The sequence below is a fragment of the Pseudomonas sp. Z1-14 genome, assembly GCF_051132005.1.
In the GTDB taxonomy this organism is placed as follows: domain Bacteria; phylum Pseudomonadota; class Gammaproteobacteria; order Pseudomonadales; family Pseudomonadaceae; genus Aquipseudomonas.
Genome location: NZ_CP071646.1, coordinates 4,136,716 through 4,159,857 on the forward strand (window position 1 = coordinate 4,136,716; position 23,142 = coordinate 4,159,857).

General features: G+C 62.9%; 21 protein-coding genes. 13 read left to right on the plus strand and 8 right to left on the minus strand.

All coding sequences use genetic code 11. The features are described 5' to 3' along the window. Positions 1-19: 19 nt before the first annotated feature. The 12 genes from J3P89_RS18900 (at position 20) to J3P89_RS18955 (ending at position 14,512) form a co-directional block, all read left to right on the plus strand. Positions 20-1,042, plus strand: a complete 1,023-nt coding sequence (locus J3P89_RS18900; protein ID WP_434603537.1) for a polysaccharide biosynthesis/export family protein — start codon at positions 20-22, stop codon at positions 1,040-1,042. 17 nt (positions 1,043-1,059) lie between these two features. After that, a complete protein-coding gene (locus J3P89_RS18905) occupies positions 1,060-2,652 on the plus strand; it encodes a GumC family protein (RefSeq protein ID WP_434695260.1) in 1,593 nt (530 codons plus the stop codon). Further along, a complete protein-coding gene (locus J3P89_RS18910) occupies positions 2,649-3,752 on the plus strand; it encodes a glycosyltransferase family 4 protein (RefSeq protein ID WP_434624854.1) in 1,104 nt (367 codons plus the stop codon). Before J3P89_RS18905 ends, J3P89_RS18910 begins: the two co-directional genes overlap by 4 nt. Beyond that, positions 3,749-5,116, plus strand: a complete 1,368-nt coding sequence (locus tag J3P89_RS18915) for an O-antigen ligase family protein (RefSeq protein ID WP_434695262.1) — start codon at positions 3,749-3,751, stop codon at positions 5,114-5,116. The genes J3P89_RS18910 and J3P89_RS18915 overlap by 4 nt, the downstream gene beginning before the upstream one ends. Then, positions 5,116-6,075, plus strand: coding sequence for a glycosyltransferase (locus J3P89_RS18920; RefSeq protein WP_434695263.1), 960 nt, complete (start codon positions 5,116-5,118; stop codon positions 6,073-6,075). Before J3P89_RS18915 ends, J3P89_RS18920 begins: the two co-directional genes overlap by 1 nt. Next, entirely contained in the window at positions 6,068-7,204 is a 1,137-nt protein-coding gene (locus tag J3P89_RS18925; RefSeq protein WP_434695264.1) for a glycosyltransferase, read from the plus strand. Before J3P89_RS18920 ends, J3P89_RS18925 begins: the two co-directional genes overlap by 8 nt. 12 nt (positions 7,205-7,216) lie before the next feature. Beyond that, entirely contained in the window at positions 7,217-8,221 is a 1,005-nt protein-coding gene (locus tag J3P89_RS18930) for a polysaccharide deacetylase family protein (protein WP_434695265.1), read from the plus strand. Continuing rightward, on the plus strand, positions 8,218-9,522 hold the full coding sequence (locus J3P89_RS18935) for a lipopolysaccharide biosynthesis protein (protein WP_434695266.1): 1,305 nt from the start codon (positions 8,218-8,220) through the stop codon (positions 9,520-9,522). The genes J3P89_RS18930 and J3P89_RS18935 overlap by 4 nt, the downstream gene beginning before the upstream one ends. 401 nt (positions 9,523-9,923) lie before the next feature. Further along, positions 9,924-11,882, plus strand: coding sequence for a hypothetical protein (locus J3P89_RS18940; protein ID WP_434695267.1), 1,959 nt, complete (start codon positions 9,924-9,926; stop codon positions 11,880-11,882). Beyond that, positions 11,879-12,568 (plus strand): N-acetyltransferase, encoded by a 690-nt coding sequence (locus J3P89_RS18945; RefSeq protein WP_434624865.1) that lies wholly within the window; start codon positions 11,879-11,881, stop codon positions 12,566-12,568. The genes J3P89_RS18940 and J3P89_RS18945 overlap by 4 nt, the downstream gene beginning before the upstream one ends. Positions 12,569-12,573: 5 nt before the next feature. Continuing rightward, positions 12,574-13,746 (plus strand): GNAT family N-acetyltransferase, encoded by a 1,173-nt coding sequence (locus tag J3P89_RS18950; RefSeq protein ID WP_434695269.1) that lies wholly within the window; start codon positions 12,574-12,576, stop codon positions 13,744-13,746. Continuing rightward, positions 13,718-14,512, plus strand: coding sequence for a ChbG/HpnK family deacetylase (locus J3P89_RS18955; RefSeq protein ID WP_434695270.1), 795 nt, complete (start codon positions 13,718-13,720; stop codon positions 14,510-14,512). The genes J3P89_RS18950 and J3P89_RS18955 overlap by 29 nt, the downstream gene beginning before the upstream one ends. Before the next feature lie 127 nt (positions 14,513-14,639). Here the strand turns inward: J3P89_RS18955 and J3P89_RS18960 are convergent, their stop codons facing one another. Both J3P89_RS18960 and J3P89_RS18965 read right to left on the minus strand, forming a co-directional pair. Then, a complete protein-coding gene (locus tag J3P89_RS18960) occupies positions 14,640-15,182 on the minus strand; it encodes a hypothetical protein (protein WP_434695271.1) in 543 nt (180 codons plus the stop codon). Between the two features lie 145 nt (positions 15,183-15,327). Then, entirely contained in the window at positions 15,328-15,507 is a 180-nt protein-coding gene (locus tag J3P89_RS18965; protein ID WP_434695272.1) for a hypothetical protein, read from the minus strand. Between the two features lie 171 nt (positions 15,508-15,678). Between J3P89_RS18965 and J3P89_RS18970 the strand changes: the two genes are divergently transcribed. Further along, on the plus strand, positions 15,679-16,620 hold the full coding sequence (locus J3P89_RS18970; RefSeq protein ID WP_434695273.1) for an alpha/beta hydrolase: 942 nt from the start codon (positions 15,679-15,681) through the stop codon (positions 16,618-16,620). A gap of 195 nt (positions 16,621-16,815) precedes the next feature. Here J3P89_RS18970 and J3P89_RS18975 read toward each other — a convergent pair whose 3' ends face one another. From J3P89_RS18975 to J3P89_RS19000, 6 genes are read right to left on the minus strand one after another with little or no spacing between them, the layout of a single operon-like run. Continuing rightward, positions 16,816-18,558, minus strand: coding sequence for an ABC transporter substrate-binding protein (locus J3P89_RS18975; RefSeq protein ID WP_305495764.1), 1,743 nt, complete (start codon positions 18,556-18,558; stop codon positions 16,816-16,818). A gap of 51 nt (positions 18,559-18,609) precedes the next feature. Beyond that, complete coding sequence (locus J3P89_RS18980; RefSeq protein WP_305495766.1) at positions 18,610-18,882, minus strand: DUF2160 domain-containing protein; 273 nt, start codon at positions 18,880-18,882, stop codon at positions 18,610-18,612. Positions 18,883-18,892: 10 nt separating this feature from the next. Beyond that, the gene (locus tag J3P89_RS18985) at positions 18,893-19,693 is read right to left on the minus strand and encodes a carbohydrate ABC transporter permease (protein ID WP_305495769.1); all 801 of its coding nucleotides are present in this window, start codon (positions 19,691-19,693) and stop codon (positions 18,893-18,895) included. 10 nt (positions 19,694-19,703) lie between these two features. Further along, the gene (locus J3P89_RS18990) at positions 19,704-20,570 is read right to left on the minus strand and encodes a carbohydrate ABC transporter permease (protein WP_305495771.1); all 867 of its coding nucleotides are present in this window, start codon (positions 20,568-20,570) and stop codon (positions 19,704-19,706) included. Further along, positions 20,567-21,676: an ABC transporter ATP-binding protein gene (locus J3P89_RS18995; protein ID WP_434695274.1), complete on the minus strand. Its 1,110-nt coding sequence runs from the start codon at positions 21,674-21,676 to the stop codon at positions 20,567-20,569. Before J3P89_RS18995 ends, J3P89_RS18990 begins: the two co-directional genes overlap by 4 nt. Then, complete coding sequence (locus tag J3P89_RS19000) at positions 21,676-22,770, minus strand: ABC transporter ATP-binding protein (RefSeq protein ID WP_305495775.1); 1,095 nt, start codon at positions 22,768-22,770, stop codon at positions 21,676-21,678. The genes J3P89_RS18995 and J3P89_RS19000 overlap by 1 nt, the downstream gene beginning before the upstream one ends. Positions 22,771-23,142: the final 372 nt, after the last annotated feature.

Genomic DNA, 23,142 nt, shown 5'->3' on the forward strand with positions numbered 1-23,142 from the left:
CCTGCAAAAGGATGACGAGATGAACGCCAGAATGCTTGTCCTGCTGTTGCTGCCGCTTGCCGGTTGCTCCAGCACCACCGATACCCGCTCGATGCCGGTGCAGATCCTCACGGCCGCGCCGGCCAACGCCCAGGCCACCGACATGCCCAAGGTCGAACAGACCCTGCGCCCCCAGGACGTGCTGGATGTGATTTTTCATATCAGCACCACCGCTTCCCAGGCTTATCGTGTACAGCCGGGCGACCAGGTAGCGCTGAACTTTACCGCCGCCAGCCAGCTCAACGGCACGCAACAGGTGATGCCCGACGGCAGCATCGAACTGCCGGGCGCGAACACCTCGGTGAAGCTCGCCGGCCTGACCACCGACGAGGCCCGCCTGGCGGTACAGCGAGCCTATGACCAGAAGATGCTGTTCCAGCCCAATCGCAACCAGTTGACGGTGCTGGTGACCAGTCCGCTGGCCGGCGAGACGACCCTGCGCAATACCCTGACCCACCCCGGCACCGGCATGAGCCGGGAAATCACCGTGGGCCGGGACGGTTACGCCAGCTTTCCGGAAATCGGCGCCGTACCGCTGCAGGGCATGACCGTCACCCAGCTGGAAACCTTCCTCAACGAGCGTTACGCCAATCTGCCCGGACGCATGACCGTCGATGTGCTGCTCAAGTCCACCGCTGGCAATGAAATCTACGTCCTCGGTGAAGTGGCCCAGCCCGGTTCCTATCCGATCCGCCGGCCCATCTCGGTACTGGAAGCCCTGACCCTGGCCCGTGGCGCAAACGTCAAGGCCCGGCTCGACTCGGTGGTGATCATGCGCCGCAACGGCAATCAGGTCGAAGCCCGCCACTACGACGTCGAAAAAGCCTTGAGCGGCGACGCCTCGCAAATCGCCTACCTGCAGCCCGAAGACATGCTCTTCGTGCCCAAGACCGGGCTGGCCAAAGCCGGCGAAACGGCCCGCCAATTGGCCGACGTGGTGCTGTTCCAGGGCGTGGGGTTCGGCTTCGGCTACCGCGTCGACAACAAAGGCAGCGACAACTGAGATTCAGGTGACCGATCATGAACCCCAAGGAAAATTATCTGCACGAGTTTTTCAGGATCTTCTTTGCCAACAAGCAGTGGGTGAAGCGCATCTTCCTGATTTTCGCCGTGATCGCCCTGGTGCTGCCATTGATGCTCAAGCAGAGCTTCGATATCACCGCCCAAGTGATCGTCCAGTCGAAAAAACTCTCCCAGGGCGACGCCACCACGTCGCTGAACCAGGAAAACGCCACGTTCATCCCGCCGTCCCTGGCGGACATGGAAACCGAGAGCAATATCCTCCGCTCGCCGGCGTTGATTCGCCAGACCATCCAGACCCTGCGCGACCAGGGCGAGTACACGCCAAGCCCGGGCATCCTCAACAAATGGGTCAGCGAGCCGCTCAAGCGCTACATCACCCAGCCGCTGCGTGAGTATGTGGTCAACCCGTTGCGCGACGGCCTGGGGCTTGAGGTCGATCCGGTGCGCGACACGATGCTCGATACGCTGACCGACCAGGCCATCGAAAACCTGAAGATAGAAACCCTCCCCGGCTCCAATGTCATCTCCATCGTCTACAGCTTCGGTGACCCGGCCCAGGGCACGCGGTTCGTCGCGCAACTGCTGAAGAACTACCTCACCGGCCGCCAGGAACTGCAATCGATCGAACTGCCGCAGACCTTCTACGAGCAGAAAAAAGCCCAATACCAGACGCGTCTCGACGGCCTCGAAGACAAACGACTCGGGCTGCTCGAGGGCATCGGTTCGTCCGATCCGAAGGAAGAAGTCACTTTCCGCCTGAACGCCATCAATACCGAAGAGCAGGCGCTGAACCTCTATCAGGATCGCCTGCTGCAAAGCCAACGCTGGCTCGACTACCTCAAGAGCAGCCTGGCGGCGACGACCAGCTCGCGGTTCAACGACCACACCTTCCCGTTCACCTTCACCACCACGGTGGACAATATCGCCTTCGAAGACCGGGAAATTCGCCAGTTGGGTGAGCAACTGACCGGCCAGGTCAGCCGCTATATGAATGACCTGGCGATTTTCCAGCCCGGCAGCGAACCGATGCTGCTGGCCCGGGAGCAGATCGTGCGCACCCGTCAGCAGTTCCTGAAAGTGGTGAACAACCGCATCCAGGAACGCACCACCGATCTTGCGGTGGTCAGCTCGGTGATCGAGCAGAAAAAAGCGCGCATCGGGGCGTTCAAGGAGCGCATCCATCAGTTGCAGGAAACCCAGAGCAAGCTGCGGCAGATGGACACCGAAATCAACGCTCTGCACGCGGCGTTCTCCACCTACGCCCAGCGATTCGCCGAAGCCAGCACCGCCCGCTCGCTGGACAACGACCTGTCCAACGCCCGGGTCCTGAGCCCGCCTTTCGAACCGACCGCCGCGGCATTTCCCAAGCCGATGCTGATCATTGTGTTCGGCCTGTTCAGCGGCCTGCTGCTGGCCATCGCCCTGGTCTATGTGCGTGAGTTCTTCGACCATCGCTTCAAGCATCCGGCGCAGATCACCCAGCAACTGGATCTGCCGGTGCTGCTGGTGATCAACGAGCAGTCACCCGAGCAGGTCAATCCGCATCGCAACTGGAGCTTGCCCAGCCTTGTCCATTGGGTGAGAAATTGAACGCGCCGTTCGGCCCGTCCCACCGCAGCAGCCCCCTGTCGATCATTCATCTGCTCGACAGCGGCGGCTTCTACGGGGCCGAGCGGATGCTGCTCGATCATTGCCTGGCCACGCCCGGCCAGCACCAGGTGGTGTTTTTGGCGGCGCCGCCGACCTTGATCACGCGCTTTCGCCAGGCCGGGGTCGATTGCCGTCACTGCGCCAACTGGGCCGAGCTGCTGCAGCATTTGCGGCAACGGCGCGCCGAACGACCGCTGATCAACACGCACAACTTCAAAGGCCTGTTGTTCGGCTGGGCCGCGGCCACGCTGCTGCGCCTGCCCCTGGTGATTACCCAGCACGGCTTTACGCCGCGCAGCACCAAGCAGCGTTTCTATACCTGGCTGAGCCTGCAACTGTGCCGCACCGCCTCGGTCAAGCGAGTGGTATGCGTGGCCGAAAGCATCGCGGCGTTGCACCGCCAGGCCAGCGTGCAGGCGGACAAACTCGACGTGATTCCCAACGGTCTGCCGGCGGTCGCCACACCCCTGCCGCATCGCGATGACCGGCAGCGCTGGCGGGTCGGCTACGTCGGCCGCTTGAGCAGCGAAAAAGGCCCGGACCTGTTTCTCGACGCCATGATCCCGCTGTGCCAGCGCCATGCTTCGCTGCACGCGGTGATGCTCGGCGACGGCCCGGAACGCCAGCTCCTGCTCAAGCGCATCACCGATGCCGGGCTGCCCACGCGCATCGAATTGCCTGGCTACCAGACCGACATGAATGCCTGGTGGAGCCGCCTCGATGTACTGGTGATCAGCTCACGCACCGAGGGCACGCCGATGATTCTGCTCGAAGCCATGCAAGCCGGAGTGCCGGTGGTGGCGTTCGGCGTCGGCGGCATTCCCGACGTCGTGCAGGACCGCCATAACGGCCTGCTCGCCACGCCCGCCGACAGCGACGAGTTGGCCCGGCAGATCGAGACACTGTTCAGCGAACCACCGCTGGCGCAGATCCTCGCCGACAACGCACGGCGCACCCAACGCGACCGCTACGACCTGCGCACGCTGGCCGAACGCTGGTCGCAACTGTATATCCGCACCGCACGGGAGGCCCGGCCATGATTGTCCCGCTCTCGATCGTCAGCCTCCTGGGCCTGGTTTGCCTGATGTTGCTGGCCAGCCCTTATCCGTACCTGGCTCCCGGCGCGGTGCTCGGCCTGGTCGGTGTTGCCGTGCTCTATCGCAAGCCCGGCTGGGGCTTGCTGGGGATTGCCGCGCTGGTGCCGTTCGAAGGCCTGTTCAAGGAAAACGCCTTTTCCGGCAGCAAGTTCCTCGGGCTGGCGCTGATCCTGATCCTGGCGTTGCAACTGGCCCTGCATCAGATTCCCGCCACTCGCCTGCGCAGCAATATCTGGAAGCCGCTGATCGGCTTCATGCTGTTCTATGGCCTGAGCCTGCTGCTATCGGAAAACCCGGGCCTCTCCACCACCCACTTCCGGGAACTGGCGGTGGGCCTGGTGCTGTTCGCGATCACCCTGCTGATCGGCCGCGAGCTGAACCTGGACCTGTTCTGCCGGTTGGTCACCCTGAGCGTCACGACGACCTGCGTGCTGGCGATGTTCTCCGCCCGGTACCAGGATCAGGGCCGCGCTTCCGGCCTGTTGGAAGATCCGAACACCTTCGCCCTGCTGATCGCCTTCACCGTGCCGCTGGCGTTGTTGCTGGTGGTGCGCAGTCCGAACCTGCTGCACCGGTTGTTCTGGGGTGGCTGCTTCATCCTGCTGCTGGGCGGCATGACCAAGACCGAATCGCGTTCGGGACTGGTAGTGCTGCTGCTCAGCCTGATGATCGGCTTGTATCACTACCGCGCGCAGCTGCCGCGCATCCGCCCACGGCACCTGGGCTTCGCGATGCTCGGGCTGGCGCTGCTGATTCCCCTGGCAATCGCGGTGATGCCGGCCGGCTACGTGGCGCGCATCCAGTCACTGAGCATCCTCAGCGCTGGCGCCAGCGCTCACAAGGACGAATCCCTGGGCCGTCGCGCCTCGTACATCGTCGTCGGCAGCCAGATGCTTCGCGAAAATCCGCTGCTCGGCTCAGGTCCCGGAACGTTTCCCCTGCACTACGCCCCCACCGGTTACGCCAAGGCTTTCTCGGCCAACCGCAAACTCGGGGACCTGTATCGCCGGGCGCATAACACCTACCTGGAAATCTTCAGCGAGATCGGCATTCCCGGCGGGTTGATGTTTGTCGGCATGATCGGCCTGGGTCTCTACAACCTGCTGCGCGCACGCCAGCTCTGGCTCCAGCGTCGGGACTGGGTGCAGGCGGACCTGCTGACGCACCTGGGCATGAGCTTCATGTCGCTGGCGTTGTTCCTGATGTTCCTCAGTGCACCGAACCACAAGTTGCTGTGGATCATGCTGGGCTTGACCAGCGTATTGCGCTACGACGCCGAACGGTCCGCGCCGCAGGAGACCCGTTGATGAAACGCGTAAGCATTGTGATCCCGATGTACAACGAGGCCCGGCACATCGGCCGCACGTTGCTGGCGGCGCAGGAAGCTGCGCGCCAGGCGCAGCTGGAGTGCGAGCTGATCGTGGTAGACAACGGCTCGGACGACCATGGCCCGCGCATCGCCAACGAATTGGGCGCCCGGGTGCTGATCGTGCCCGGCGTGCACATCGGTGCCCTGCGCAATCGTGGCGCGGCGGCCGCCAGCGGCGACTGGCTGGCATTCATCGATGCCGACATCGAAATGCCCGCCGACTGGCTCAGGTTGTTGATCGAAATCGAAGGTCGCCAGGGCAATGTGCTCGGTCTCGACCTGGATACGCCCGAGCAGGCGCCGTGGTTCGCCCGGGCCTGGCAACGGCGCGGCCAACGCCCGGGGTCGCGTCCGCTGCACCGGGTGCAGTGGCTGCCCAGTGCCAACCTGCTGATGCGCCGCGCCTGGTTCGATCGCGTCGGTGGCTTCGATGAAACCCTGCGCACCGGTGAGGACAAGGATTTTTCCCTGCGCCTGCGCCAGGCCGGAGCGCAGTTGTTGCTGGTGAGCGAAAGCCTTGCCCTGCACTGGGGTTACGAAGGCAGCTGGCGCGAGTGGATGAGCAAGGAACTGTGGCGCCAGGGCAGTCACTGGCAACTGCTGCGCAGCCACGGGCCGAGCCTGCGGCTGTTGCGCTTCCCCGCCTTGTCCATCGGTGCCTGGGGCCTGGATTTCCTGGCGCTGGTCGCGCTGTTCCAGGGCCAGGCGCGCCTGGGGCTGATGCTGCTGTTGATCAGCACATTGCCGGCCCTGGTTCTGAGCCTGCGCCAGAGCCAGCGCGACCCGCGCCTGACCTTGCAATTGTGGGCCCTGCATGGGGTGCGCCTGCACCTGACCGGCGCGGCGCTGCTGCTCAATCTTTTTCAATGGAACGTCAGGAGACCTGCCCGTGGCTGAGTTTTTCTATTGGTCTTGCCTGTTGCTGCCGGTGTACGCGTACCTCGGCTACCCGCTGCTGCTGACCTTGCTGGCGCCGCTGTTTCCGCTACGACGCTACGCCACGGCAGTGCCGATGGACGTGAGCATTGTGATTGCCGCCCACAACGAGGCGCGGCACATCGAAGAAAAATTGCGCACGCTGCTGGCTCAGGATTATCGCGCGCGCTCGCTGCAAATCATCCTCGCCAGCGACGGTTCCACCGATGACACGGTGGCCTGCGCACGCAAGGTCAGCGATCCGCGGATCAGCGTGCTCGACCTGCCGCGCCAAGGCAAGGCTGCCGCCCTCAACACGGGCGTGGCCCATAGCAGCGGCGATATCCTGGTGTTCACCGACGCCGACAATCAATGGGCCCACGATACCCTCGGCCATCTGTTGGCGCCGCTGGCCGACCCGGAAGTCGGCGCCTGCGCCGGGCACATGGTAATCCCCGTGCCCGGCAAGGGCCTGAGCCTGGGCGACAGCCTGTATCGGCACTACGAAGGCTGGCTGCGTCGGGTCGAGAGCCGCACCGGCTGCATGGTCTCCGCTGACGGTGCTCTGTTGGCCCTGCGCCGGGAGCTTTTCCAGGCGATACCGGCGCAAGTCAACGATGACTTTTTTCTCAGCACCTGTGCGCCGGTGGCCGGCAAGGCGATCGTCTACGCACCGCTCGCCCGAGTGACCGACCAGGGCGTGGACGAAGCCGACAAACAGTTCCGCCGGCGCCAGCGGGTCACCGTCGGTGGGTTGCAGAGCCTGGCCCAGCGCCGGGAACTGCTCAATCCCTTGCGCCATGGGCTCTACGCCATTGGCTTGATCAGCCACAAGCTGATCCGCCGCCTGGCGCCGGTGTTGCTGGTGCCGCTGTTGCTGAGCAACGCCTGGCTGTGGAGCGAGCATGGATTCTATCGCCTGAGCCTGGTGGCGCAGTTGCTCGGTTACGCCATCGCCTTGATCGGGTTGCTGGACGTCGGCCACCGTCTGCCCCGGCCTTTCCGCCTGGCCGCGTTCGTGCTGGTGACGCTGGCGGGCATGAGCATCGGGTTGTGGCAGTTTCTGCGCGGCCACCGCTATAGCCAATGGAATCCCGAGCAGAACCGCTAAGGAGCAACGCCGATGTCGATCAAACACGTCTTCAAGCGCACCGGCGGCTGGCTGTACCTGAACACGTCGATGGGGCGCCATCCCTTGCGTGGCGCCGGCGTGATCCTGATGTTGCACCGGGTGTTGAACAACGACCGCGCCGCCGAACTGCCGCATCGCAACGAGCTGTGCGTGGGGCCTGACGCGTTCGAACACCTGTTGATCTGGCTGCAACGGCATTTTGAATGCGTGCCGCTGATGAGCTTGCTGCTGGCCGACCCGGAAAGCGTTCCGAACCGTCCGCGGGTGGCCCTGACGTTCGATGATGGCTGGCGCGACAACGCCATGAATGCCTTTCCCTTGCTGCGCCAGTACCAGGTGCCGGCGAGCATTTTCCTGTCCACCGATTTTGTTGGCAGCCGCCAGCATTTCTGGTGGGAAAGCATCGGCGAAACCCTCTGGGGCAGCCATGGGCAGCTGGCGCGGCATTCGCTCATCGAGCATTTGCAGCAGGTCGGCCGGCCATTGCCGGTGCTGCTCGATGACATCGACGACGAGCGCCGCAGCCTGGCGCTGTTGCATTTCCTGCAAAGCCTGAAAACCCTCGATGCGCGAACCCTGAGCGATCTCACCGAGGCCTGTCCGCAGGGCTCGCAACCCCAGGCATTGGACTGGACCCAGGTGCGCATGCTCGAAGATTCCGGCCTGATCCGCTTCGGCCCCCACGGTGCCAGCCATGCGATCCTGACCGGGCTGGACGACCAGCGTTTGCACGAGGAACTGACCCGCAGCTGGATAGCTTTGGAAAATGGCTGCGCGCAACCCCTGCCGGTGTATTGCTACCCCAACGGTGATCATGATGCACGGGTACGCGAGCAGGTGGCGGCCCACGGTTTTCCGTTTGCCCTGGGCACCGAGGCCGGGCTGTATCGCCACGATGGCGACCCCTTGAACCTGCCACGCTTCGGCGTCAGCCAGCGCAATGCCTGCCACCCCGAGTTGCTGACCTGGCGCATCCGTCGAGGAGCCCGCTCATGAGCCGAGCCCATTACCTCAAGCATCTGGCACTGAGCATGGGCACGCGCCTGGCGATGATCGCTCTGCGGCTGCTGCGCAACGTGTTGTTGGCAAGGATCCTCGGGCCCAGCGAGCGTGGGCTGTTTGCATTGCTCAGTACCCTGCCCGACCTGATCAGCGCCGCCACCAGCGGTGGCCTGAATTCCGCCGTCGGTTACCAGGCGGCGCAGCAGCGCTCGATGGGCTTGTTGCTCAGCCAGGTGCTGGTGTTCGGTTGTTTGTTGGCCGGGTTGCTGACCTTGTTGGTGGTGGCGCTGGTGCGTGAATTCGGCGGTGAGCTGGACATCACCACGCAATTGGGATTGCTGGCCTGGCTGCTGTTGCTGGCCGTACCGCTGACCGTGCTCAAGAGTGGCCTGCTGACGCTGCACAATGCCTCGGGCGGCGTGGGCGCGTTCAACGCGTTGCGGCTGATGGAATCGCTGGCACCGCTGTTGTTGTTCGTGGCGCTGTTCTGGATGTGGCAAGACAAAGCGCTGAAGGCGGCGCTGATCAGTTGGCTGGCGGGCTTGAGCCTGGTGGTGCTGGCCGGCTGGATGTGGTTGCGCCGCGATCATGCGGTCGAGCTGCAGTGGGACCGCGCCGGCCAGAACGAGCTGTTGCGCTACGGCGCCCGCAGCCATCCGGACCTGCTGTTCCAGCAAGTGGTGCTGCGCTCGGATTTCCTGTTCATCGGCGCCCTGCTGGGCAGCACGGCGCTGGGGCATTACGCCATGGCCAGCGCTGCGGCCGAACTGCTGCTGATCGTGCCGGAAGCGGTCACCACGCCGCTGATGAAACGCCTGCTGCAGCAAGACCGCGACATGCAGCGCCTGACCCCGCTGGCCTTGCGCCTGACCGCCACGGTGATGCTCGGTGCCTGCCTGGGCATGGCGCTGATTGGCGAATGGTTGATCGTCACGCTGTTTGGCGCCGCCTATCAACCAGCCTACCCGGCCCTGCTGGCGCTGCTGCCGGGGCTGTTCGGGCTCTGCTACGCGAGCATCCTGCGCCTGGATCTGCTGGGCAAGGACCGACCCGGCACGGTGTCGCTGCTGATGGGCGTCGGCGCGCTGCTGAACCTGGCGCTCAACCTGGTCCTGATACCGCGCTACGGCATCGTCGGCGCGGCCGCCGCGTCGTCGATCGCCTATCTGGGGGTAACGCTGGCGCTGCTGGGCATGTACTGCCGCCTCAGCGGCGTGGCGCTGTGGCAGACACTGATCATCCTGCCCAGCGATTTGCTGCCGATGCGCCAGATGCTGCTGGGGAAATCCGCGTGAACACCGCCGCCCGCCAGACCGCCATCGCGAGCAAGCTCGCTCCCACAGGGTCCAGGGTTGGCAACGGTATTTGTATTCACCGCAGATCACCTGTGGGAGCGAGCCTGCTCGCGAAAGCGCTGGGTCAGCTGGCTGGGAGGTTGAAGGTGACGGCCCCTTCGCGAGCAAGCCCGCTCCCACAGGGGGGCGGGGTTGGGTATGGTATTTGTCTTCACCACATTCCCACTGTGGGAGCGGGCTTGCTCGCGAAAGCGGTCGGTCAGCTGGCGGTGATGTTGAAGGTGACGGCCTCTTCGCGAGCAAGCCCGCTCCCACAAGGGGCTGGTGTCGGACTCGGTATTTGTGTTCACCACAGACCACCTGTGGGAGCGAGCTTGCTCGCGATGGGGCCAGTGGGGTGCATGGGAAAAATCGGCGCCGGTCTATGCCTTCTGGCCCTCGCAGCCTCGGCCCATGGCGCGTCCATGCAATGGACCGGCATTCGCGACGGCAGCCTGTACCTGCAGACCGACCAGCCAAGCACTGTGACCGTGCGCTGGGTGCCTGCCTGGCAGGCCGATGCCAATACCGAACACCTTTACCTGCTCGACGGCCAGGGGCGGCTGGCCGGTGAGCGCCTGGTCGAGGCGGCACAGACCCGTGGCGAGCAGCAGTGGCCGCTGCGGCCTGGTGCCGCCAGTTATCGCCTGGAAATTCCCGGCTACAGTTTCCGCCGCTATACGATAGAGCACGACGCGCGCACCCGTGCCCTGTTCGCTCCGGCGAAAGTGCATTTCAGCGCCGAAGCCCACGATGGCGACGAGTTGTACTTCAAGGTGGCGGCCGGCGAACGCGCAGTGCTGGCGGGTAAATTCCATGGCGGTGTGCACGCGCTGCAAGCCCGGCGCGTCGGCGACGGCAAACAGCTCCAGCTGAATCTCAAACCGTATCGCGCCTATTGGCAGTTCGACCAGATCGCCCTGCCGGTGGCGGATGTCGAGCAAACCTGGCGTCTGCACTTGCAAGGCAACGGCAAGGTAGCGTTCTGGCTCGACGGTAGCGCCAACCTGTTCGCCCAGGACCCGGCGCAGTTGCAGCCGCTGCGCCAGGATCCGGGCCAAACCCACCTGACCCTTCATGACGATGTGCTCGGCCCCACCCCCAGCCTGGGCATGTCCCTGCCCTATGTGTTGCCGCCACCGTCCGCCTACGCGGTGATCGATACCCTCAAGCCCCGAGCGGCCACCTACTACAGTTTCGTCGATGTCACGGCGGCCAAGGCCGACCACGAAGATGCGTTCCGGCGCCTGTACCAGGATCGCTTCGGCATCACCCGGGACATTACCCTCTTGGCCGGCAGCCAACGCAAGGCCGATCTGCGCGCCGACCGGACCAGCAGCAGCGGCTTGCAAGCCTGGCTCGACACGACCCGCGCCCTGGGCGGCAAGGGCCTCCATTACCTGAGTTTCGCCGACGAGCCGAACCTCAACTATCCGGACTTCGCCAGCTTCCAGCAGATGTTCGAAAGCCTGGCCGCCCAGGTCCGCGCCAACGACGCCAATGCCCGCGCCGGAGTGCGCATCGCCATGCCGGCCAGCTCCCGATTCACCAATGGCCCGCTGGCCGAAAACGCGGCGGATCGGCGCGGCATCGATTGGGCACGGCGCCTGCTGGAAACCTCCGGCGACCGGATCGACGCCCTGGCCTGGCATGAATGGATGGTCCGCGACTTGCTGGCGACCCGGGTCTATCGCAACAGCGTCCGCCAGGCCGCCGACCTGGTGGGCCTGGACAGCCAGGGCCGGCCGCGCAAGGCCTTGCTGCTGGATCAGACCAACATTTCCAGCGGCTCGAGCCTCAGCCCCTACGATCAGGAAACGCACTACGCCGCGCTGTGGTGGACGTCGGTGGCGATCAATGCCTCCGCCGACGGCTGGCTGGAGATGCTCAACTGGTTCCAGTCCGCCGACGAGCCGCAATACCCCAAAGGCATGGTGCGAGTGCTGGAGAACCAGCGCTTCGAACTCAAGCCGGTGGGCCTGGCCCAACAATTCATCCAGCAGCACTGGCTCGACCAGGTGCTGCGCCTGGACAACGACGCGTTTGAAGTCGACGCGCTGGCCATGGCCACCGGGCAGCAGCGCAGCCTGCTGGGCGTGAACAAAAGCACTCGCGCCCATCAAGTCAGCCTGCAGGGCGCGGGCTGCCCGCAGCCCGGCGCCAGCCTGATGTATTTCGGCCCGGACAACATCAGCCGCAATGCCCCGTTCAACTGCAAGGCCGGCCAGGTCGGATTTCTCTTGCCAGGAGAAACCGTATTCGCCCTGCGCTGGACTGCCACCCTTCCCCCCCAACCCGCTATCCGTCAGGAGGCTCCATGAACGCTCTGCAAAAATTGCGTGATCGCATTCAGAAAAAAGGCCTGCGTTCCGTTTTCAAACTGCTGGTACGTCGCTTCGTGTTTTTCCATTCGCAACTGGTATGGCTGGAACACGATGTGAGAATCCCGCTGCGGCCGCACACCCTCAGGCCCTACCCACCGGTACGTCGCGAGTTCATCACCGTCGAAAACGCCGACGCTTTTGCCAGGCATTTCGGCGACCGCGTCGAAACCATGCGCGAGCTGGCCGCCGAAGGTTATACCGGCCTGATGTACCTGGACGACAAGGGCGACACCGTGGGCTTCGTCTGGGCCAGTACACGAGACTATTTTGACCGCCATTTCTATGGCTGCTGGTTCCCGGTCAAGCCTGGCGAATACTTCCAGTTCGGCGGAGAAATGATCCGTGCGTACTGGGGCTCCCAGCTGTCGGCGGACGTACAGACCGACATGTGGAAAGTCATGGCGGACAAGGGCTGCGAAAAAATGGTCGATGTTTGCGACTTGCAGAACACCCCAGCGATCAAGATGCACATCCGCATGGACTTCCAGGAGTGCGGCCAGATCACCCATGTGTATTGCCTGTTCGGTCGCTTCCGGTTCTTCCGCGACACGTTCTACAGCGGCTCGGTACTCGACGCCTTCCGTAAACCGGCCCGGCCGGTTGCATCGGCTGCGGCGGCCTGACGTCCATGGCGATCCGGTTCCAGTGGTGTCGCTCCATGAGCGCGGCGGAGTTTCCTGCAACGGCTTATGAAGAGCTGCGGACCCAGGTGGTCGACGCTACGCCGTTCAATACGCTGGCCTGGTTGCAAGCGGCGGAATTCGCCCTCGCGCCCGACCAGCAACTCCATGTGCTGCTGGGCTGGCAGGACCAGACACTGTGCCTGTGCCTGCCTCTGGTCGCGGGGCGCGAGCGCATCGGCGGGCTGCGCTTTCGGGTGTTGCATCACTTGGGGTTTCCACTGGCTGACCGTATCGCCCTGCTGGTGCGCCTGGACGCCGACGCCATGGGCCAGGCGCTGATGCAGATCCGCCAGCAGGTGCCCCACGCGTTGCTGCAATTGAATGAAGTGATCGAGCCGGTCGGCGAACAAAGCGTGCTCAGTGCCTGGATGGCGCAGAGTTCCACCGGCGAACGGCGGCTCAGTTGCCGGGTCCCGGTGCACCTGATCAGCGACAGTGACCATCAGGAAATCACCGGCGATCCGCGTTACAAGTTGCGCCGCGCGCGCAAGCGGATCGCCGCTTGCGGTGCCGAAATACGTCGGGTGACGCCGGATGCCATCGGCATGGGGCAGCTGCTGCGGGCTCTCGCTGAAGTCGAGGCGGCCAGTTGGAAAGGCGAGGAAGGTGTCGGCATCTTCGCCGACCCCGGGCGCCGGCAATGGATGAACCTTGCCTTCACCGCCCTCGCCGCCCAAGGCCTGGTGCGGGTGGTGATGCTGGAGCTGAACGGCGAGTGCATCAGCTATCGCCTCGGCCTGCTCGACCAGGGACGGCTGTATGACTACAACCTGGCGTTCCTGCCGCGGCACGCCGACCTGGGCAGCGGTCGGGTCTTGCTCGAAGAGTGGATCCGCTGGGGGCTGGACGAGAACTGGCGGTGGATCGATGCATCGCGCGTCAGCCTGGAGAATTCCAGCCATCAACTGCACGAACGCATGACCGGCCAACTTGAGCACTGGCGCTGGAGTTTCTATTCCTGGCGGCCCGATGGCCTGCTCCTGGGGTTCGCCCTGCGGCTATGGAAAAGCCTGAAGCCCTGGCTCGGCAAGCGCCGCGCCAAACCGCCCGCAACGACGTCGCCCACTGCCAAAAAGCCGGAGGACACGCATGCCTCGCCAAGTGATCGTCAACGCTGATGACTTCGGGCTCAGCCTCGATGAAAACGACTTGATTCTGCGAGCCTTCGAGGCAGGCGTGATCAGCTCCGCCACGGCCATGGCCAACATGCCGGGGTTCGACCAGGCGTGTGAGCTGGCCCAACACCCACTGCTTGAAGGGCGCATCGGCCTGCATTTCAATCTCAGTTACGGACCGCCGCTGAGTCAGGCAATCAGGACACGGCAGACATTCTGCAATGCAACCGGCGAATTCGACCTTAATCTGTCGCGCTACAGCCTGCGGCTGGGGACGGATGATCTGGCGGCCGTGGAAGAAGAACTCCAGGCGCAGTGGCAATACTGCCTGGACCGTGGCCTGCGTCCGAGCCATCTGGACTCTCATCAGCATGTGCACAATATCTGGCCCGTCGGCGAACTGGTGGCTCGCTTCGCCGCTCGGCAAGGCGTGCCCATGCGCCTGGCACGTAACCTGGGACCGAACCTGAGCGTGGCCAAACGCATCTTCAAAACCCTGCTCAACCGCCGCCTGCGCAGGCTCTGCGGCGCAACGGCGGATTATGTCTGCACGCCAGCGGACCTTCATCACGCGGCGCCACCGAAGCATGGTTCGCTGGAAGTGATCGTTCATCCGCTGCAACTGGACGGGGATTTTGGCGACGCCAGCCTGGCCCTCGACAACTCGCTGACCCAAGTGCTGCACAGGCGCCTGGCGGGGGTGCCGAAGGTGGGGTATGGCGAGAGTGGGCGGGAGTTTGAGCGAGTTGAGTTTGGGGATCTGTACTGACCCGTGGCGAGGGAGCTTGCTCCCGCTGGGCTGCGCAGCGGCCCCGACGAGGCAAATGCTGGAACCGGAGGGGGCCGCTACGCGCCCCAGCGGGAGCAAGCTCCCTCGCCACGGAGGCTGCCATGTTTCAGTTACCGAGGCACGCTCGGGCCAGGGAGGCCCGCCGATCGATGGCTTCGCACAGCCGACGCTTCTGCGTCTCCCAGACGTCGGTCTCGACCCGGGCCGAACGCATCAGCGCCAGCATCGCTTCCTTGGCGTGGACGTACTCTGCCCAGGCATCCCGGATCTTGAGGTTGCGGCGCTCTTCATCGCTCATGTCCATGCGCCTCAGGGCCAGGGTGCATTCGTCGCGGATCAATGGCCCAAGGGTCATCTGGATCTTGTGGGGCGCCTTGAAACATCCGCTACCGGCGACGATGTCCCCGGCCCGGGCCAAGCCCCATTCGAGCGCTTGGCACAACGGTTCGCGCAACGCGCGATCATGGAATTCCTCGACCCAGACGGATCCGTTCGGCCGATAAACACAGATGAAAAGTTGCGTCACGCTCTGCTGGTTGATCCGCGCCTGGACCTCGACCTGCGTGCCGTCCTCCAGGATCTCTTCGTGGTTGCGCCCCGCCAGCCGACGGTTCACCCACAGCCAATACGCTGCGCTTCTACGTCGCATCCCGTTGCCCTCCCCCTAAGGAACAGGGAGTAAGGCACACGGATGGGACAATTTCCAGCGCTGCAAAGCGGGCTTCTGACGAATGACAGTCGCCACTCAGCGGCCGAGCTTTTTCTCCACCTGCCCGACCTTGTCGCGCAATTTTTCAGCGTCCTGCTTCATGGCTCTTGATCGACTTGGGCGTGATCGTCTTGTCGACTTTGTCAGTGGCTGGATCCGGGTGGCGCACATCGCGTTCCACGACGTCCACCGGGTCGCCGGCAGCATCCTTGGCTGGCGCATTGTTGCCGACTTGGCTGGCTGTTTTCGAATGTTCGCTCGTCATGACATCGTCCTCGACAGGGTTGAGTATTGAATTTCGAGTGGGGCGAAACGGCGAGAGTTCGATCGGGTTGCATGAAGCCCCGCGCCACAGGCAAACCGTCCGAAATCCCTGCGCGCCCTCCGAGGAATCTGCTAAAACGCAGCTTCTGTCCCCGAGTAGCGAATCGCGTCGATGCCTTCATCCTTACTTTCTCGCCTCAGGCAACGCTGGCTGGCCTGGTTGTTCATGGCCGCGATGGTGGTCGGCCTGCCGGTGGGCTGCGCGGTGTTGCAGCACAAGGAACGCGAGCTGGTGTTTCGCATCGAGCCGGGGACGGCGAGCTGGTTCAGTGGCCTTCCCAGCGGTGTGCAGGAGTTCGACCTCAAGCCCAAGAGCTTCAAGGCCGGGGAAAATATCCACGGCTGGTGGTGGCCGGCCGAACGCAAGAACGCGCCCGCCATCCTGTACCTGCACGGCGTGCGCTGGAACCTGACCGGCCAGCTGTTTCGCATCCAGCAATTGCGGGCGCTGGGCTATTCGGTCATGGCGATCGATTACCGTGGCTTTGGCAAAAGCCAAGGGGGGCTGCCCTCTGAAGCCAGCGTGTACGAGGATGCAAGAATCGCCTGGGAACGTCTTGCGGTGCTGCAACCTGACCCGGCCCTGCGCCTGATCTACGGCCATTCCCTGGGCGGTGCCGTCGCGGTGGATCTTGCGGCGGAACTGGGTCAGGAGGCGGCAAAAAATGGCACCACCGTGCCCGCCCGAGGCCTGGTCATCGAATCGACCTTCACGTCCCTGGGCGATGTCGCCACCGCCATGGCCAACACTTCCCTGCCGGTACGCTGGCTGCTGTCGCAGAAGTTCGATTCCATCGACAAGATCGGCGAGATCAACATGCCGCTGCTGATCGTCCACGGCGCCGCCGACCGCTACGTACCACCACGCTTCAGCGAGCAGCTGTTCAACGCCGCCCGGGAACCCAAGCGTTTGTTGTTGGTGCCGGGCGCTACGCATAACAACAGCATGAGCCTGGCGGGCCGCACGTATCGGCAGGCGTTGGATGCGTTGATGAGCGCCCGCCCGACCCCGGTGGCCGGAAACGCCCAGGCAAGCCCGGCCAAGGCCGGTTAAACCATCATCCCTCTCTGGAAGCGACCCCTGTGGGAGCGAGCTTGCTCGCGATAGCGGTGGCTCAGTTTGCATTCACATTGAATGGGCCACCGTCATCGCGAGCAAGCTCGCTCCCACAGGGGATGGTGTCCAGTTCGAATTCTCCGCAAAAAAAACGGCACCCTTCGGTGCCGTTTCTTCATTGCGGGGGCAGATTTACTTACGCGCCGCCTCCCAAGATTTCAGCAGTTCGGCATAGTTGACCGTCTCGCCTTTAGGCTTCTCGTTCGCCAGTTTCGGCTTCGGTGCGCCCGGTTGATCGAACCAGTATTGCGCGTCGCGCTCAGGGTTCATCTTAGGTGCGCAGGTGGCCTGGGCCTTGGAGCGTTCCAGACGCGTCATGATCGCGTCCTGATCCTTGGCCAGCCCGTCGAGAGCCTGTTGCGGGGTTTTCTCGCCACTGGCCGCTTCGGCGATGTGGCTCCACCACAGTTGCGCCAGGCGTGGATAGTCCGGCACGTTGGTCCCGGTTGGCGACCATTGCACACGGGCCGGGCTGCGATAGAACTCCACCAGGCCACCGAGTTTCGGCGCCAGGTCGGTCATCGCCTGGGAGTTGATGTCCGATTCGCGAATCGGCGTCAGGCCAACGATGGTCTTCTTCAGCGACACGGTCTTGGATGTCACGAACTGCGCGTAGAGCCAGGCCGCGAGGCGCTGTTTCTCAGGCGTCGACTTCATGAAGGTCCAGGAACCCACGTCCTGATAGCCCAGCTTCATGCCCTCTTCCCAATACGGACCGCGTGGCGACGGCGCCATGCGCCATTTCGGCGTGCCGTCGGCGTTCATCACTGGCAGGCCCGGCTTGGTCATGTCGGCGGTGAAAGCGGTGTACCAGAAAATCTGCTGGGCGATGTTGCCTTGGGACGGCACCGGACCGGACTCGGAGAAGGTCATGCCCGCCGCTTCCGGTGGCGCGTATTTTTTCATCCAGTCGACGTACTTGGTGGTGGCGAACACGGCGGCCGGGCCGTTGGTGTCGCCGCCACGGGTGACGCTGGAGCCGACCGGATGGCAGTCTTCGACGCGAATGCCCCACTCGTCCACCGGCAAGCCGTTAGGCAGGCCCTTGTCACCGCCGCCGGCCATGGAGAACCAGGCATCGGTGAAGCGCCAGCCCAGGGACGGGTCTTTCTTGCCGTAGTCCATGTGACCGTAGACACGCTTGCCGTCGATCTCCTTGACGTCTTCGGAGAAGAACTTGGCGATGTCTTCATAGGCCGACCAGTTCACCGGTACGCCCAGCTCGTAGCCGTATTTTTCCTTGAACTTGGCCTTCAGGTCCGCACGCTCGAACCAGTCGGCGCGGAACCAGTAAAGGTTGGCGAACTGCTGGTCGGGCAGTTGATAGACCTTGCCGTCCGGCGCGGTGGTGAAGGAGATGCCGATGAAGTCCTTGAGGTCGAGGGTCGGCGAGGTGAAATTCTTGCCTTCGTTGGCCATCAAGTCGGTGATCGACTCGGTCTTGCCGTAGCGAAAATGCGTGCCGATCAGGTCCGAGTCATTGACCCAGCCGTCGTAGATGTTCTTGTCGGACTGCATCTGGGTCTGCAGCTTCTCCACCACGTCGCCTTCCTGGAGCAGGTCGTGGGTCAGCTGGATCCCGGTGATTTCGTTAAAAGCCTTGGCCAGTACCTTGGATTCATATTCGTGGGTAGCGATGGTCTCCGAGACCACGTTGATTTTCATCCCGCGAAATGGCTCGGCGGCCTTGATGAACCACTTCAGTTCTTCGAGCTGCTGCTCGGCTGTCAGGGTCGACGGCTTGAATTCGCTGCCGATCCATTTTTTCGCGGCGTCTTCATAGGCGTCGGCCCAGGCCGTAGCGCTCAGCCCGCTGAGTGCCAGCATGGCTGCCAATGAAACGCTATGTCGCAGCTTATTGTTTTTATCGAACATAGAGACCTCCTGTTTGGGTTTAAGAGCCTGATCGTCGTCGAACTTTCGCGACTAGCCCCACCGCATCACTGCCAACAGCCACACCAGAGACAACGCGAACGCTATCCAGATGCTCCAGTCGGTAACGCCGATCACCAGCAGGTGCAGGTAGGCGCTACCGAGAAGACCGATAAACAACCGATCGCCACGGGTGGTGGCAATCGGCAGGAAACCACGCCGAGGGATACTCGGCGAACGCAATTCCCATGTCGTCATGCCTGCCAACAGCAAGGCAATGACCCCAAAAAACGTCGCCGTCGGGGCGGTCCAGTTCATCCATTCCATCATCGACTCCTCAGACCCGGCCCAGGGCAAAGCCCTTGGCCACGTGGTTGCGAACGAACCAGATCACCAGCATGCCCGGCAGGATGGTCAACACCCCTGCCGCCGCCAGCACGCCCCAGTCAATACCGGACGCCGACACCGTGCGGGTCATGACCGCCGCGATCGGCTTGGCATTCACCGAGGTCAGTGTCCGGGCCAGCAACAGCTCGACCCAGGAGAACATGAAGCAGAAAAACGCCGTGACGCCGATGCCGGACCCGATCAATGGGATAAAGATCTTGGCGAAGAACTTGGGGAAACTGTAGCCGTCAATGTAGGCGGTCTCGTCAATTTCTTTCGGCACGCCGGACATGAAGCCTTCGAGGATCCACACCGCCAGCGGCACGTTGAACAGACAGTGGGCCAAAGCCACGGCGATGTGGGTGTCGAACAGGCCGATGGACGAGTACAACTGGAAGAACGGCAACAGGAACACCGCCGGTGGCGCCATGCGGTTGGTCAGCAACCAGAAGAACAGGTGCTTGTCGCCAAGAAAGCGGTAGCGCGAGAACGCATAGGCCGCCGGCAGCGCGACCGCCAGGGAAATCACCGTGTTCAGGCTCACGTAGTACAGCGAGTTGAGGTAACCGGTATACCAGCTCGGATCGGTGAAGATCACTTTGTAGTTCTGGAAGGTGAAATCCTGTGGCCACAGCGTCAGGCCGCCGAGGATTTCAGTGTTGCTCTTGAACGACATGTTCAGCAGCCAGTAGATGGGCACCAGCAGGAACAGGATGTAGATCAAAAGCGGTATCAGCTTTCTCTTGCTCATTGTGCGGGCCTCAACGGTTGGCGTCGGAGTGCGTCATGGCGGTATAGAACAGCCAGGACACCAACAGAATGATCAGGAAGTACACCAGGGAAAACGCCGCCGCGGGGCCCAGGTCGAATTGACCGATAGCCATCTGCGTCAGGGTCTGGCTGAGGAATGTCGTGGCGTTCCCCGGCCCGCCGCCGGTGAGGACGAACGGCTCGGTGTAGATCATGAAGCTGTCCATGAAGCGCAGCATCACCGCGATCAGCAGCACGCTCTTCATCTTCGGCAACTGGATGTGCCGGAACACCGCCCAGTTCGACGCCCGGTCGATTCGCGCCGCTTGATAATAGACGTCCGGAATGGCCCGCAGCCCCGAATAGCACAGCAGTGCCACCAGCGAAGTCCAGTGCCAGACGTCCATCACCAGCACCGTGACCCAAGCGTCCATGGTGTTGGCCGCGTAGTTGTAGTTGATGCCCATGGCGTTGAGCGTCGAGCCCAGCAGGCCAATGTCGGCGCGCCCGAAAATCTGCCAGATGGTACCCACCACGTTCCACGGAATCAGCAACGGAATCGCCAGGATGATCAGCACCAGGGACGACCACTTGCCCTTGGTCGGCATGGTCAGGGCGATGGCGATGCCCAGCGGAATTTCAATCAGCAGGACACACGCCGAGTAGATGAACTGGCGCAACAGCGAATCGTGCAGCCGCGGGTCGAGCAGCACCTGCCTGTACCAGTCGGCGCCGACGAAGTAGCGGCTGGACTGGTCGAAGATGTCCTGCACCGAATAGTTGACCACGGTCATCATCGGGATCACGGCACTGAAGGCCACCAGCAGGAACACCGGCAACACCAGCCACCAGGCCTTGTTGTTCTGCACCTTGTTCATGGCTGCACCTCGCCTGCGGATTCAAGCAGATATTCATCGGCATAGACCATCAGCCATTGACCCGGAAAACTGATATACGCGGTGCCTTCCGGCACAGGCTTGTCTTCGGCGAGGCGGACCTTCAGCGGTGCGCCATCAAGGTTGAGGGTCAGGATCTTGTAGGTGCCGAGGTCTTCGACGTGCACCACGTCAGCCCGCATCGCGTCGTCGTAAGGGCCGTCCCAGACATGCACGAATTCCGGGCGGATGCCGACCTTCAGGCGCTTGCCTTGCGCGTCGGCGACACGCCGCTGCAGGGTTTCGGACAGCGGCAAGTGGGTCGATGCGAAACCGACGCCACCGGGCTGCGCCTGGACCTCGATCAGGTTCATGCCGGGGCTGCCGATGAAGTAGCCGACGAAGGTGTGGCTCGGGCGCTCGAACAGTTCACGTGGTGTGCCGAACTGCACGATCTGGCCGCCGTACATCACCGCGATCTTGTCGGCGAAGGTGGAGGCCTCCAACTGGTCGTGGGTGACGTAGACCATGGTGATGTTGAACTGCTCGTGGATCTGCTTGAGCTTGCGCCGCAGTTTCCATTTCAGGTGCGGATCGATCACCGTCAGCGGCTCGTCGAACAGGATCGCCGAGACATCGTCGCGCACCAGCCCACGGCCCATGGAGACTTTCTGTTTTTCATCGGCGGTGAGGTTGCGGGCCTTCTTGTCCAGAAGGCTCTGCAGGTCGAGAACCTCGGCGATTTCCTGCACCTTGGTGTGGATCCGCGCCTCGGCCATGCCCTGGTTGCGCAGCGGGAACGCCAGGTTGTCGAACACCGTCATGGTGTCGTAGACCACCGGAAACTGGAACACCTGGGCGATGTTGCGCCGCTCCGGGGACAGTTCGTTGACGACTTTGCTGTCGAACATCACCTGCCCTTCGGAAGGGCTGAGCAAACCGGAAATGATGTTGAGCAAGGTCGACTTGCCGCAACCCGAAGGCCCGAGCAGCGCATAGGCGCCGCCCTGCTCCCAGATGTGGTTCATCTCGCGGATCGCGTAGTCCTCGGGGCCCGCCGGGGTGCTGGTGTAGCTGTGGGCGAGGTTCTGCAAACGAATTTCGGCCATCAGGCAACCCTCGCGATACGTTGCCCTGGGGCTTGGACCAGCTTGCCCTGGGCATCGAAGACAAACAGTTTATGGGTCGGGATGTAGATGCGGATCGGCGCGTCGACGTCGTATTCGTGCACGCCGGGCAAATGCAGGACCAGCAGGAAGTGTTCGTTGCGCACGTGCAGGAAGGTCTCGGAACCGCTGATCTCGGCCACCTCAACGGTCACCGCCAGTTCCAGGTCGTCATCGTTGCTCGGCACCAGGGAGATATGGCTGGGACGCACGCCGAAACGGAACTCGCCCTCGCCCACCGGACGCAGGTCGACGTTCAGCGGGAAGTGCACGAAGTTGGCGAAGCTGACTTCATTGCCGGCAATGCGTCCCGGCATGAGATTGATCGGTGGTTCGGAAAACAGCTCGGCGGCCAGCACGGTTTGCGGTTGGTGATAAACGGACGACGACTTGCCGCTCTGGATCACCCGGCCCTCATGCAGGATGGTCGTGGTGCCACCCAGGGCCAACGCTTCGTTCGGCTCGGTGGTGGCGTAGACGGCGATGGTGTGACGAGCCTGGAACAGCTCGCGCATTTCCTGGCGCAGTTCTTCACGCAGCTTGTAGTCGAGGTTCACCAGCGGCTCGTCGAACAGGATCAGTTCGGCGTCCTTGACCAGCGCACGGGCCATGGCGGTCCGTTGCTGCTGACCACCGGACAGCTCCAGCGGATGACGCTTGAGGAATTTTTCGATCCGCAGCATCTTCGCGGTTTCCAGGACCTTGCCCTGGATGATTTCCTCGGAAATACCGGCCTGGCGCAGCGGCGAGGCGATATTTTCGAATACGGTCATGGTCGGGTAGTTGATGAACTGCTGGTACACCATCGACACATTGCGCAGCCGCACCGGCCGTTTGGTGACATCGACGCCGTTCATCAGGATGCGGCCGCTGTCGGGCTTGTCCAGACCGGCCATCAGGCGCATCAGGCTGGTCTTGCCGGACAGCGTGCGGCCCAGCAGAACGTTGAAGGATCCGGGTTCGAAACTCAGGTTGGCATCGTCGATCCAGGTCTGGCCTTCGACGGTGCGACAGATGTGCTCAAGCTGTAATGACATGGCTCGGCCTTTTTATTATTTGGAGTCAAGCGACCTGAGTGCAAAAGCGAAAGCCGTGCCAGAAATCACAAGCTATTGATTCTCTTTGTTTTTCTTTTGTCGACGGTAAAACTGGCGTTCATTGCTGAACAGAAGTGAACAATCAGGAATGAACAATTGAACAACGAGCCGGTTGACAATGAACAATTTTGAACAACACTGAATGAACGCTAGCAGCTGGCCTGACTGGGATCCTGTGGGAGCGGGCTTGCTCGCGAAGGCGGTGTGGTAGTCAACATTTGTACTCGCTGATACGCCGCCTTCGCGAGCAAGCCCGCTCCCACCAGGTTCCATTTGCATGAAGTGATATTCAGGCCTGCCCCAGCACAAGGA